The sequence below is a fragment of the Psychrobacter aquimaris genome, assembly GCF_016107525.1.
Classification (GTDB): Bacteria; Pseudomonadota; Gammaproteobacteria; order Pseudomonadales; family Moraxellaceae; genus Psychrobacter; species Psychrobacter aquimaris.
Genome location: NZ_JABASR010000001.1, coordinates 1 through 13230, shown reverse-complemented (window position 1 = coordinate 13230; position 13230 = coordinate 1). Strand labels below are relative to the sequence as shown.

14 protein-coding genes are annotated in these 13230 nt (G+C 43.1%); 3 read left to right on the top strand and 11 right to left on the bottom strand.

The features are described from left to right. Positions 1-15: 15 nt before the first annotated feature. From mdcE to madL, 6 genes are all read right to left on the bottom strand, one after another. The gene (gene mdcE / locus JFC10_RS00070; RefSeq protein WP_198331133.1) at positions 16-732 is read right to left on the bottom strand and encodes a biotin-independent malonate decarboxylase subunit gamma; all 717 of its coding nucleotides are present in this window, start codon (positions 730-732) and stop codon (positions 16-18) included. 4 nt (positions 733-736) lie between these two features. Beyond that, the gene (locus JFC10_RS00065) at positions 737-1624 is read right to left on the bottom strand and encodes a biotin-independent malonate decarboxylase subunit beta (protein WP_198331132.1); all 888 of its coding nucleotides are present in this window, start codon (positions 1622-1624) and stop codon (positions 737-739) included. Then, positions 1617-1934 (bottom strand): malonate decarboxylase acyl carrier protein, encoded by a 318-nt coding sequence (gene mdcC, locus JFC10_RS00060; RefSeq protein WP_198331131.1) that lies wholly within the window; start codon positions 1932-1934, stop codon positions 1617-1619. Before mdcC ends, JFC10_RS00065 begins: the two co-directional genes overlap by 8 nt. A gap of 28 nt (positions 1935-1962) precedes the next feature. After that, a complete protein-coding gene (gene mdcA, locus JFC10_RS00055) occupies positions 1963-3618 on the bottom strand; it encodes a malonate decarboxylase subunit alpha (RefSeq protein ID WP_198331130.1) in 1656 nt (551 codons plus the stop codon). Between the two features lie 21 nt (positions 3619-3639). Then, a complete protein-coding gene (gene madM, locus JFC10_RS00050; RefSeq protein ID WP_198331129.1) occupies positions 3640-4398 on the bottom strand; it encodes a malonate transporter subunit MadM in 759 nt (252 codons plus the stop codon). A 78-nt stretch (positions 4399-4476) separates the two neighbouring features. Next, positions 4477-4878, bottom strand: coding sequence for a malonate transporter subunit MadL (gene madL / locus JFC10_RS00045; protein WP_198331128.1), 402 nt, complete (start codon positions 4876-4878; stop codon positions 4477-4479). A 310-nt stretch (positions 4879-5188) separates the two neighbouring features. Between madL and JFC10_RS00040 the strand changes: the two genes are divergently transcribed. Both JFC10_RS00040 and ppiC read left to right on the top strand, forming a co-directional pair. Continuing rightward, the gene (locus JFC10_RS00040) at positions 5189-5863 is read left to right on the top strand and encodes a GntR family transcriptional regulator (protein ID WP_198331127.1); all 675 of its coding nucleotides are present in this window, start codon (positions 5189-5191) and stop codon (positions 5861-5863) included. 987 nt (positions 5864-6850) lie between these two features. Further along, positions 6851-7129, top strand: coding sequence for a peptidylprolyl isomerase PpiC (gene ppiC / locus JFC10_RS00035; RefSeq protein WP_198331126.1), 279 nt, complete (start codon positions 6851-6853; stop codon positions 7127-7129). A gap of 266 nt (positions 7130-7395) precedes the next feature. Here ppiC and JFC10_RS00030 read toward each other — a convergent pair whose 3' ends face one another. From JFC10_RS00030 to JFC10_RS00020, 3 genes are all read right to left on the bottom strand, one after another. Further along, a complete protein-coding gene (locus JFC10_RS00030) occupies positions 7396-7914 on the bottom strand; it encodes a cyclophilin-like fold protein (protein WP_198331125.1) in 519 nt (172 codons plus the stop codon). 22 nt (positions 7915-7936) lie between these two features. After that, positions 7937-9118 carry an MFS transporter gene (locus JFC10_RS00025; RefSeq protein ID WP_198331124.1) on the bottom strand — a complete coding sequence of 394 codons (1182 nt, stop codon included), beginning with the start codon at positions 9116-9118 and terminating at the stop codon, positions 7937-7939. A gap of 109 nt (positions 9119-9227) precedes the next feature. Continuing rightward, positions 9228-10346 (bottom strand): alpha/beta hydrolase, encoded by a 1119-nt coding sequence (locus JFC10_RS00020; protein WP_227685909.1) that lies wholly within the window; start codon positions 10344-10346, stop codon positions 9228-9230. A gap of 195 nt (positions 10347-10541) precedes the next feature. Here JFC10_RS00020 and JFC10_RS00015 point away from each other — a divergent pair, with 195 nt between their 5' ends. After that, positions 10542-11429, top strand: a complete 888-nt coding sequence (locus tag JFC10_RS00015) for a LysR family transcriptional regulator (protein WP_198331123.1) — start codon at positions 10542-10544, stop codon at positions 11427-11429. A 466-nt stretch (positions 11430-11895) separates the two neighbouring features. On the opposite strand, the gene JFC10_RS00010 is transcribed toward JFC10_RS00015, so the two are convergent. Further along, positions 11896-12594 (bottom strand): VIT1/CCC1 transporter family protein, encoded by a 699-nt coding sequence (locus tag JFC10_RS00010; protein WP_198331122.1) that lies wholly within the window; start codon positions 12592-12594, stop codon positions 11896-11898. 80 nt (positions 12595-12674) lie between these two features. Next, on the bottom strand, positions 12675-13230 hold a 556-nt coding region (locus JFC10_RS00005; RefSeq protein WP_198331121.1), incomplete at its 5' end, for a ferric reductase-like protein.

Below are 13230 nucleotides of genomic sequence, written 5' to 3'. Positions count from 1 at the left end.
GTCTCTCTATCCATATTAAGCCGTCAATACGGACTCGACAATGTCATTACACAATAAGCGCCCTTCTCTATCTTCTGCTACTTGGCGGCGCTCATCTGTCAGAAAATCATCGGTACGACCCAACTGCGCCTCTAGGGCATTTTCAACCAAATGCGCATCCAGCGTGTTCCAAATCTCATTAACAGCACCCATAGCATGGTAGTTTTCTACCCCAGGAGCAAAGATAGCGGAAGTCTGTGATAAGGATTTTAGCTTATCCAGCGGTATCTTGGTCACTCGTGACATCGCTTGTAGATCCATCACTTTGACTTGGCTCGACTCTAGTGCAAATGCTTGATTGGCCATCAGGCCATAAGACAAGAAGCCGCCACTGACTGCCTCACCCAAGACAATGGCTAGGTTGGGATGACCACGGCGTCTGAGCAAATCAACACAAGATGCCAGATGCGCAAAGGTTCTATTTAGACACAGCAGCTCATCGGCTCGTGAGGAGTCTTGACCTAAGGTATCAACGATAAAGACGACGGGGGTCTGTTGATCTTGGGCGATAATGTCTAAAATCTCACCCGCCAGCGTCATGGCAATGTATTGATTCATCGCTGCAGAATCAACCGTACCAATGATTTCAACTTTGCCCAGTTTCGTTTCGGCACTGCCGCGTATCATTGAATCATTGATCTGATAGTCAAGGTTGTTAGGAAACAGAGTTTCTAAAACGGTTTGCGTTTGCATGATATTATCCTTTTTTAATGGCTCTAATCTCTTGAGCACTGAGCATGGCAATGGATTCAGGGTTATCGATATGCATGGCCTGCCAAATGGGCGTGCTGTCCTTTTGCCCAAACCATTGATCGTACTGCTGCTGCAATCCCGCTTGGCGCTGCTGTAGATATGCCAAATCCAACTCTATCGCAGGCTCAGCCAGTGCTTCCATAATCCCTTGTTTAATATCATCCACATCATCTTCTACCAAAAAGTCGACATGATCGAGCAGATAACGCGTTTTGCCGCCTGTCACGCGCCAGACCAACGCGCGGTCTTTGGAGTCAAACTCTTCAACGCCTTTTATGGTTTCGATAACCTCAGGGCCTGAAAGCGCCAAACGCCCTTCTTCTGTCATGATGACGTGCGTACTCAAGCAGGCACAGATACCCATGCCGCCAAACGCGCCATTAGTACCGCCAATGACAGTGATAATCGGAATGCCTGCATCACGCACCTTGAGCATCGCGCGCATAATTTCGGAGATGGTAATCAGCCCTGCGTTTGCCTCATGCAGACGGACACCGCCTGAATCGACAAAAAACACAACGGCTTTGGGCTTGTCTTCGATGGCTTTGAGTAAGGTACCGACGATTTTTGCGCCGTGTATTTCGCCAACTGCGCCGCCCATGAATTTGCCTTCTTGCGCGATCATGTATATTGGCTGGTCTTGAATAGTTGCCTGCCCAATAATTACCCCATCATCGAAACTACCGACAATGTCGAGCGAGGCAAGGTTTGGGCTTACAGGGATGCTACCGGGTTTGAGGATCTCTTGAAAACTGCCTTTATCTACAATACTAGCGATACGATTGCGCGCCGTCTTTTCATAAAAGCTTTTTTGAATGGTTGCATTATCCATTTAATTCGTCCTCCAAGATGTTGACCGCTTGGCTCAAGCGTAAACTTACTACCGCTGGCGTCGCTCCCATATCATTGATTTTAAATTCCAAACCGCCCACAGCATAACGATCAGAGAAGTCTTGCAAAACCGCTTTCCAAATGTGATCAAAGCCCGTCACGGAGGTATCGATAATGAAGTTACTCTTGTCGCTATCGGCCAGTGGTGACACCAACACTTCTAAGTTACCAGAACCCACCACACCGCAAATTACTTCTTTTTTGGCGTCTTTAATCTGTTGTGAGTCAAAATTAAAATTTAGTATATTCATTGTTCTATCCTTATCCTAAGTATGATATTTACCAGTTTCTAAAGCGGCTGGGCGGTGCGTAGGTGCCATTGGACCATTTCACCAAATCTTTAATGGATTTTGCGGCCAGCAAATCTCTCGTCGCTTTTGAGGCATCGATGCCCATATCTTCTGGTCTTTGGATAATCCCGCGTGCTCTTAATTCTTTGACTTTGTCATGGTCGCGCTTCATCCCGACTGGCGTGTATCCTGCGACGCCGCGAATCGCTTGCTCGCGCTCCTCTGGCGTACGGCACAGCAGCAAATTGGCGATACCTTCTTCGGTCACGATATGCGTCACATCGTCGCCATAGATCATGATCGGTGGCAGATCACTGCCCATTTTTTCTTGTAGCTGCCACGCATCCAGCTCTTCAACAAACACCGAATCCATATGCTCTCGGTAGGTTTCTACCATCTGCACCACCAGCTTGCGGCCTTTTACCACACGTCCATCGGTGGCTTCTTGTCCTGCTTTAAGATAGGCGTAGCTAGAATGTCTGCGGCCATGTGGGTCTGAGCCCATATTGGGTGCGCCGCCAAAACCTGCAATACGATCGACTGTCGCGGTCGAGCTGTTGCCTTGTAAGTCAATCTGTAAGGTTGAGCCGATGAACAAGTCACAGGCATACAAGCCTGCGGTTTGGCTAAAGGCACGGTTGGATCGCATGCTGCCATCTTTGCCCGTGAAGAAGACATCAGAACGGCTTTCGATATAGTCATCCATCCCCACTTCCGAACCAAAGCTATGAATGCTTTCGACGAAGCCACTTTCGATGGCTGGAATCATGGTTGGATGCGGATTGAGCGCCCAGTTGGTACAAACTTTACCTTTTAGATTCAGTTCTGCGCCGTAAGTAGGTAATAGCAATTCAATCGCGGCGGTGTTAAACCCAATCCCGTGATTGAGACGCTTGATTTGGTATGGCTCATAAATGCCTTTTAGCACCATCATAGCCATGAGTATCTGTACTTCGGTAATCTGAGCAGGGTCGCGGGTAAATAACGGCTCAATATAGTTGGGACGCGGTGCCACAATGAAAAAATCGACCCAATCTGCAGGAATATCCACGCGTGGGACGCTGTCAACCAACTCATTGACCTGCACAATAACGATACCGCTTTTAAAAGCCGTTGCTTCGACGATCGCTGGGGTATCCTCAGTGTTTGGCCCTGTATACAAATTGCCCTCTGCATCTGCAGAATGGGCGGTAATCAGGCAAACATTGGGGGTTAAGTCGATAAAATATCGGCCATATAACTCTAGATAAGTATGAATAGAGCCAATTTGAATTTTTTGCTGCTGCACCAGTTTTGCCAATCTCAAGGCTTGTGGCCCTGCAAAAGAAAAGTCGACTTTACTGGCAATGCCTTTATCAAAAATATCAATGTGGCTTGGCAGCGCCAATACCGACTGCAAGATATGCAAGTTATTTAACACACCACTGTTGCACTGAGACAAACATTCAGATAAAAAGTCCGCCTGTTTTTGGTTGTTACCTTCAATACAGATTTTGTCTTCAGGCGCGAGGACGGTTTCTAGCAATTCGATGGCACGATCATTCGGGACCAGCTTTTCTAAGCCTTTATTTTTGGCGGCGTCGAGCTTTTTATTGCGGCGTATTTTTTGTAAATTCCATGGTGTTTCTTCGGTATTCGCTTTCATAAGACTTCCTTTATCTAATCATTAAAAGAACGCATTGACGGTCAAGAAAAATACAGATGGCCCAAGTAATGCGCCTAGTCCTGTATAAAAAGTCGCCACGAGCGCGCCATAGGGCACCAGTCTGACATCAGTGCCTGCCAACCCAGCGGCGACACCACTAGTAGTGCCTACCAAACCACCAAAAATCATGGCTGAACGTGGGCTTTTAAGCTGCATGAACTTGGCCAGTAGTGGCGTTGAAATCATAAAAAACACCGCTTTGATCAAACCAATCGCAATAGATAAAGCAATGACTTCTGAGCTTGCACCAATCGCTGTGCCTGTGATCGGTCCTACAATATAGGTCATGGCACCTGCACCAATCGTCGTCATAGAGATTGCATCTCTATAGCCGAGGGTCCATGCCACACCAGCGCCTACGACAAATGGGATAACGCAGCCTAATAACAAAGCAATAATGCCAATCTTGCCAGCACGTTTTATTTCTTTGACATCGACCTCAAAAGCTGTCGATGAGATGGCAAGATCTCGCAGCATCGCGCCGCCTAGCAGCGCAAAGCCTGAAAATATTTCGATATCAGAAATGCCCTTGCTGCCCGTGGTGTATAGACCGGCAAAATAGGCCGCAATCAAACCGAGCGTAATCGCAATAGCGGAGGATTGTAGTTTGCCGCGGGTGAGATATTTAGAGAGTACTTGAGAGAAAAGCATCACAAGACCTGTGACTGCTAGAGCAGTGACAAAGCTGTTTTTAGTGAGCGTTTGTATAATTAATTCCATTTAATTATTCCTTGTCGCGCTTGAATGAGTGACGTGGTTTTTCGTATGCTATTAATAACCTTTATTTAATGAGGACAATTAATCTAAAATGACCTCGCTATCATCGTCCCATTCAAATGTGTCGTAATCATTGGCCATTTTATTCAGCCAGCGGACAACGAAAACAGTTGCCGTAAGCGCGATAACAGAAACAATGGCAGCAACCATGCCACCAGATAATGCCGCAACGACGTTTTGCCCTGCAGCCATGGCAACAACGATAGGAATATACATGCCCGCCCAGTACAAAACGCCAAACTGAGTAGACTTCGGCAGTAAACCTCTTTTAGCGAGCATTTCTTTACCGACAATTAATAGAACCATTGCAATAGCGACACCGCCAATGTTCGCGTCGACTCCTAGTATTTGTCCTAATAAGCCACCTAGATAAACACCGAGTAGGTAACAAACTGCTAGTAAAGCCGTGCCATATATGATCATAAAAACCTTCCTTGGATATAGTTACAACCGTTTTGAGAATATCTACCTTGATATACGATCTATATAAAATAAAAACCTTGCTGAATAACAAATTAAAAATAGGTATAAGACGAATATTTTTTCGAGGTTCTTTGATTTTCCGTATCTATCCCCTCTCCTGATAAAGGATACAAGCCTTAATGAAGCTCGAAACCTGTAGAAGGAACTACCATCTACTACCCACTTGTTTGATATAATCTAATACAGTTGGTTTAAAAGTGCAACCATATTGTATTTATTAAATTGGTTATTGTATACAAATGGAGAATTTATGAGTTTAATTGATGACTTACCTTTATCCGTACAGGTCAGTAAAAAAATAGAAGATGACATTATTTACGGTCTTCTTCCACCTGGCACTAAACTTGATGAAGCCAAACTTTGTGAAAAATATGGCGTATCCAGAACGCCTATCCGTGAAGCATTGAAGCTTCTAGCATCTGAAGGGTTGGTAGAAATAAGACCGCGTCGAGGTGCCATCATACCGACTTTGAATATTGTCACGCTATTCGAGATGTTTGAAGTGATGGCCTATCTTGAGGGAATGTGCGGCAGATTGGCCGCGAGACGCATCAATGAAGAAGAGAAGGTTGAGCTGCTGCAATTGCACGATCAGTGCAAGCAGTACTTAATCGAGGACAATCCAGAGAGCTACTATGAAGCGAATAGAAAGTTTCATTTTTTCTTGTATCAGTTGAGTCATAACAGCTTTTTGGTCGAGCAAGCCAGCAATTTGCACAATCGCTTGCATCCCTATAGACGCTTGCAACTGCGCGTAAACAATCGCATGCAGCACTCGTTTGATGAACATCAAAGCATTGTCGATGCCGTTATTAATGCCGATGAGGATTTGGCGGAGCGTTTGATTAAAGCGCATGTCTCGATTCAAGGTGAGCGCTTTACAGATTTGGTTGCCACCATGAGCCCTGATAGTACCCAGAACTAAGCTGTACGCAATATTCGATATTATCAAAAGTGAATACTGGCCTCTAACAGTTTGAGGAAAAATGTTAAAGGCCAGTATGGTTACGAGACTGTGCTGTTGCTAAAGTAGCAAATAGATCAACATTAGCATGACCACCTAAAGAATAATCTAGGAAGGTATACCCAAAAAGGCTATTATCTGACTTATGATAATAAATATAAAATTTTGTTTATTAATTTTCGTCTTTAATATGTAGTTTCTAATAGGCCTAACTTTACCTAGACCGCCCAAACTATCTCGAAGATTATTGTAATTGAGCTAGGAATTCAGTCTAAAAAGGTTGTGTCAGCATCCGGAAAATAACTTAAATAACAAGATGAAAACAATATTTTTTTTAGAAAAATACACTGCTTCTGTATTGGAGTAGAGGTAAAAGACTACTAAAAAACATGGTGCCCAAATACGTGTTAAATTTTATCCTATACTAATTTAATTAATGTTTTCTTGACTATATAATGACTACAGATCAATAAAATCAGTATATGTAAGATAACGTGATATTTTGGTTTTTCGTTGAGCTACTTTGACATGGTAGAGGTTCAGCAGTTCGATTCTGCTTATGCCTACCAAATATTTAGAAAGCCCCAATCTTAAAGATTGGGGCTTTTTTTATGCGTGTCATTTAAGGAATATAGAAGAAATGACAGCTCTACAATAAAACCTGTTTGCATAGCACGCTTGGTTATCTATCACCTTTTAAGTTTGAAAGACGGTGTTATGATAATTTAACTTTGTCAGGCATTGCTACCTGACTCAAGTAAATCCGCTTCCGATATTCTGTACTGATTTACTGACAGTGACACTAAAAAAGTACCGATTCTTATCCAAAGCGTAGCGTCTGTATAGATAATCGCTTTTGATAAAGTGGCGCATACAAGTGAGGTTAGTAACCAAGGTAAGTAATGATATAATGCCCGAATAATCGATATTTTATGAAGGATTTACATTATGGCTCGTACAGCTAGCGCATTACACATTTTAGTAAAACACAAAGAAGTGGCTGAAGACATTATTGTCAAGCTTAAAAAAGGTGCTAAGTTTGATGTACTGGCTAAAAAACACTCAAACTGCCCATCAGGTAAAAAAGGTGGCAGCTTAGGTGAATTTCGACAAGGCGATATGGTACCGGCATTTGATAAAGTATGCTTCAGCGGCGAACTATACACCCCGCATTTAGTGAAAACCAAATTTGGCTGGCATGTGGTTAAAATACTTTATAGAACATAAGCGTTAGAGTTAGAACTTTGATGGTAAGCCGACTGAGGTCTGCCTTAAACATTATCTTGAGTCAGGCAGCAATGCCTGACAAAGTTAAATTATCATAACACCGCTTTTCAAAATTTTATTTATAGTATTTTTCCTGATAAACCATTCTTCATCCATAGTTAGATTCAAGAGCAAATCCTTTGGTATGTTTTTATTATAGACGAGTCTATTTCTGATAGAATTTCTTATTGATTTTCAGGTACATAATAATTCAGAAACATTCAGAGTTAGTCACGACTAAATTCAATTTGCACATTACCTTGTCCCAGTATATCGGCTAACCCATCAAGCTGGCTCACTCTACCAATACGTGTATAAGAATAGGATGAAGAGAAACTCTTATAGAACACTACTAACGTTGATGAGCCATACAACATGATGTCACCATTATGAATAGTATCTGCACGACTGGCATTCGTTGGCAGTGCATTTGGTAGCTGAGCGTGCTTCTCGTTACTGTGCAAATCCTCCATATTTAACGTTAAGGGTAATTGTGCCGCAAAAGCGTTCGCAGTCACATTATCCTCAGACGTCACTTCAAAACGATGTCCATTAATCATCATCCACATATTCACCTGCTCCTTTTCTGATATCGGTTGCTCTGTATTATTAGGGCTTGTTTTTTGTGTCAAACTTTCGTGCACAATAGGTGAGTTTGATGTGCCATTTTGATCGTCAGCACAAGCGCTCAATACTGGCATAGCACCAACGAAAGTCATCATTATTATATGGTTATTGAGATTCATTTGCGAAACTCCCTCAAAGCAGTTACCTCGTGGCTAAACGCGCAGTTAAGAACGCAGAAATCACTAAAATAATCGCACTAAACACAAACGTTGATTGGTAACCGCTATGATCAAATAAAATACCACCCAGTGTCGAACCCAAAGCAATAGCCAGCTGAACCACAGCGACCATTAAGCCACCCCCTGCTTCAGCATCTTTTGGCAACGTCCGAGCAAGCCAACGCCACCAACCAACAGGTAGCCCTGTCCCTAAAAGACCCCAAATTCCAAGTAATATGGCCACAACTATGGTCGATGTGCCAAAAAATATCAGAATCAATGCAATAACTGCCATTAAAATAGGACTCATAATTAGCGTCGTATAAAAACGACGATCCAAAAATACATTGATAACACACGTGCCAATAAAGCCCATGACGCCAATACCGAGCAAAATCAGTGACAAGGTGGAAATATCAACTTGGGTAATGGTTTCTAGAAAAGGTCTAACGTAAGTATAAAGTGAGAATTGACCCATAAAAAACAAACTGACTGCCAACATACCAATCATTACTACAGGATTACGGAGTAACCCTAAAATAGTGGGATGTTTATCTGTCTGATCCGTGGCAATCTGCATGGAAGGTAAACTGATCCATTGCCAAATAAAGGTTACAATGGCGACAGGAACGAGACAGAAAAAAGCACCGCGCCAACCAATGATTGACCCAAGGTAACTGCCTAAAGGTGCTGCAATGACCATTGCCAATGCATTGCCACTGTTGAAAATAGCCATTGCCCGTGGCACATCTGAGGGTGGCACTAATCGCATTGCCATAGCTACCGACATTGACCAAAACCCGCCTATGACCACCCCAAGCAGAGCGCGGCCAATCATGTAAACCATATAGTTTTGCGCCAGTGCAACAATGACGCCTGAGATGGCCATAATGGCGGTTAAAAGCAACAATAGTGTTTTACGATTCATACTGCCTGCTACACGAGAGATCGTCAAACTTGTGATAACCGCAAAAGCACCTGAAATAGCAATGCCTTGACCTACCATCCCTTCACTGATGCTGAGATCTACTGCAATCGGCGTGAGTAGACTCACAGGCATAAACTCTGATGCAATTAATGCAAAAACGCACAAGGTCATGGCAAAAACCCCACTCCAATAGGCGGGCTGTTCTACATTTTTTTCTTTTTCTTTGGTGTTCAACATACACACTCTCGATATTGTATTGAGAATCCATTAAAAAATGGGTTTTAAACTAAACGAAAAACCGGCCATCACGTAGCCGGTTGTTTTTATAACTCACTACTCTCTTTTTTTATTTCAAGTTTTTATTAAAAAAGTCTGTTAATTTATCAAAAGGGATTTTGTCCATGCGGTCGTATAAATCGACATGGTTCGTATTTGGTAAAATGACCAGTTCTTTTGGTTGTTTGGCTTTTTGATAAGCATCTTTACTAAAATAAAGCGAGTGGGCATCCTCGCCAGCAATGATTAAGATAGGACGCGGAGATATCTCGTCAATATAGCTCAGCAGTGGCATATTCATAAATGATAAAGGCGTCGTCGCCGTCCATGCACCGCTTGAGTTCACCGCATTTTTATGAAAACCCCGATCCGTGCGGTAGTAATCGAAAAACTCTTTTTGCACAGGGTTTGGATTGCTATCTAAGGTTTCGGGCAAAATAAGATCTGCCGTGGTCACTTTGCCGTTATCGTCTACATAGAGATCATGATTGGCCGTCGCAGGTTGTCCTTTCTCTGCGTCTACCCAGCGTTGTTGATTGAGATGTTTCAATACCGCTTGACGATCGTCCGCATCATAGCGATCATCACCATCACCTACCCCATGTCCCATCGCACGACTCATATCGTACATGCTGGTCGTGGCGACCGCTTTGATGCGCGTATCCATCGCAGCGGCATTCAAACCCATGCCACCCCAACCACAGATACCAATAATGCCAATCCGATTTCTATTAACCTCAGGACGTAACCCTAAGTAATCTATCGCTGCACTAAAGTCTTCCGTATTGATATCTGGTGACGCGACATTTCTAGGCGTACCGCTGCTTTCACCCGTATACGAAGGATCAAAAGCTATAGTGACGAAGCCCTGTTCTGCCATTTTTTGCGCATATAAGCCTGATGATTGTTCTTTAACAGCGCCAAAAGGACCACCCACAGCCAATGCTGCCAGCTTTTTACCTTTATAGGCTTTTGGTATATAGAGATCTGCGGCAAGCGTGATGCCATAACGGTTTTTGAACGTTACTTTTTGATGTGTGACGCTGTCACTTTTAGCAAAGGTTTTATCCCAGTTCTGTACGAGTGGACTAGTAGGTGTGGCTGCATGTGCCATATGATTCGCTCCAAGAATGGTTGAGCTGACAAGTAATCCCAAGCTAAGTTTTTTTATCATTGATGGTAAAGTCATTGGTTATCCTTTGTGATGACAGATAATCACGTATCTGATGATTATTCATCATGTGTGAGTAGAAATAGCCGTGTTATAAACAAGACAAAGTTGTTTATAATATATTCTTTGAAGTCATGAGATTATCTTATACTTCTACAATTCTAGTGATAATACCCATTTTTTAACTTTTATTTATTCACTCAGGTTCTGAAAATGCGACAACAAGAGAATTATAATGAGCTGCATGCTTTCTTATTGGTTGCTCAAGAGAGCAGTTTTACTAAGGCCGCTGTCAAACTTGGGATATCACAATCCGCATTGAGCCGCTCTATTAAGTTATTAGAGCAGCGCTTAGGTCTACAGTTATTCACGAGAACCACACGTAGCTTGTCTTTGACACATGCAGGCGAAGCGTTGTTTGTGACCGCTGAGCAGAGTTTTGGTTCGTTAGATAGGAAGTTGGATGGACTCAAGCATTTACGTGAAACGCCTGCGGGGTTGGTGCGCATCAGTGCTGGTCAGTATGCTATTGATAAAGTGCTTTTACCAAAGCTTGCCAAATTCAAGCAGCTATACCCTGATATTAAATTGGAGTTGATAAGCGATACTGCTTTATCAGATATTATCAGCACACAATTTGACGCAGGTGTTCGCTTTGGTAGTTTAGTTACTGAGGGCATGATATCGGTGCGTATCGACTATGATGAGGAGATTGCTGTGGTCGGTTCGCCAGACTATTTCCATGAGTTTGGCTTTCCCAAAAGCCCAATAGACTTGAACGATCATAACTGTTTGGGCTATCGATTTATGGGTGGCGGTATGTACCACTGGGACTTTATAGTTGATGGGCAGCCGTATAAATTAAAGACGCAAGGACAATGGGTGTTTTCGACTGATTATTCAGTGATTGATGCAGCAAAACGAGGACTAGGCATTGGTTATGTGCCTATTGATATGATTAAAAATGAGCTAAAAAACGGCAAGCTTATTCATATATTGAGAGAGTTCAGTCATACCTTTAGCGGCTTTCATTTATATTATCCGCATCACAATGTGTCACCTGCGCTACGAACCGTCATTGATGCTTTGAAGCTCAAATAATATTTACTTGGGCTGCAAAGCATCAAAACTTTCCCTAAGAAAAAATGAGCTATGAAGATGCTTTTGCCTGCTGATATTGTTCAGTTTCGCACAATACTTTGATGTCTTTTAATGGTAACTCACCAAAAAAAACGACGATACTCTCGACTGAACTGAGAAGGACTCTCATAGCCTACTTTGAACGCTGTCGCTGTTGCATCTAAGCTTTCGGCTTTCGGTTAACATCAGACGGCGGGCTTCATTTAAGTGCGGCTTTGTTTGAAATTGCAGAGGCGTCATAGCAGTCACTAAACGAAAATGTGTATAAAATGCTGAAAGGCTCATGCCACTGTAAACCGCCAACACCGTACAACTAAACTTGGGAGATTTTAGTTATGCAGCCTGACGATTATGGTCCCTCTACCCTGACATGGTAGAGGGACTTTGCTGTTCAAACGATAGATAGCTTTTAAAGATAGAGTGAGACCTAAACAGCCACACCAAATAATCTTCCAATCAATGACGTCGCAACCATCGCTAGCACACCCCATATCACGACCCTAGCAGTAGCAGGAATAACAGGGGCACCGCCCAAGCGCGCCGATATTATGCCAAGTAGTGCTAAGCCTACTATCGTTAAAGTCGCTAGTGACCAAACCAGTGTTTGTGCTGGCAAAAGTAAAATCCCAATAATCGGTAATATAGCGCCCGCAATGAACGACAATCCAGAAGCAACTGATGCATGAATCGGCTTAGCTTGACTAAGATCTGTTAAGCCAATCTCATCTCGAGCATGCGCCTCTAGCGCATCATGCTCAGTCAAAGCTACAGCAACTTGATGCGCCAAGTCATGGTCCAGTCCGCGTTTCTCATAAATTTTAGTCAGCTCGTTCAGCTCGCGCTCAGCATTATGAGTCAGTTCATGCAGCTCTTTATCCAGATCAGCTTTTTCGGTATCAGCTTGAGATGAGACTGAAATATACTCACCAGCTGCCATCGATACAGCACCTGCAGTTAACGCGGCCATCCCTGTTAACAGCAATGTCTGACTACTTGTACTTGCTGCAGCGACACCGACTAATAAACTTGCGGTTGAAATCAATCCATCATTGGCACCAAGTACTGCTGCCCTGAGCCAATGATTACGATTACTTAGATGAGCTTCGTCGTGAATAGAATGATGCATAGAGAGCCTCAAATGACATAGTGATGAATATAGCAGTGTAGCCTATAATGACATACTATTTCATACAACTTAACAGATGGTCATTTTGCTTGTTTTAGCGCCACTAAGCGATAAGTCATCAGTAAAAAGACCAACGTTTGACTACCTGCATAAAATAATAATAAAGGCAGCGCGCGACTGTCTGAGCCCACCATAAACACATGAATGCTGATGAACATATACGCCATAAAGGTCAAAAAGTGTAGCCAGCGCCAAGCTGATTGTCCAATATACTGCTTAATATAAAAACTAAATGCACAGATAAATAAGAACCAAAACCCCAACTGCCCCAAGGCCACGCCCACACGCTCAGTCTGAAAACCAAAAGGCACTAGCACCTGCCATAGGTTCAGATTTAAGAAATTATCTGCTAATAAGATACCGGCATGAAACGCGGCAAAGCCTACGGCAATCAGGCTTAGATACTGATGTAAGGCAAATACTCGCGCGGCATTAAATCGCTTGCCTAAACGAGTGCTTAACAATAAGCCAAAAATGACTGCCAACCAAAATAACGTATAAGCGATAACACCGCTTGCCCGTGATAAATACCAAAAGTGTTTATCTGTGCTGGTCAGTAGCTGAGATACCGTCTCT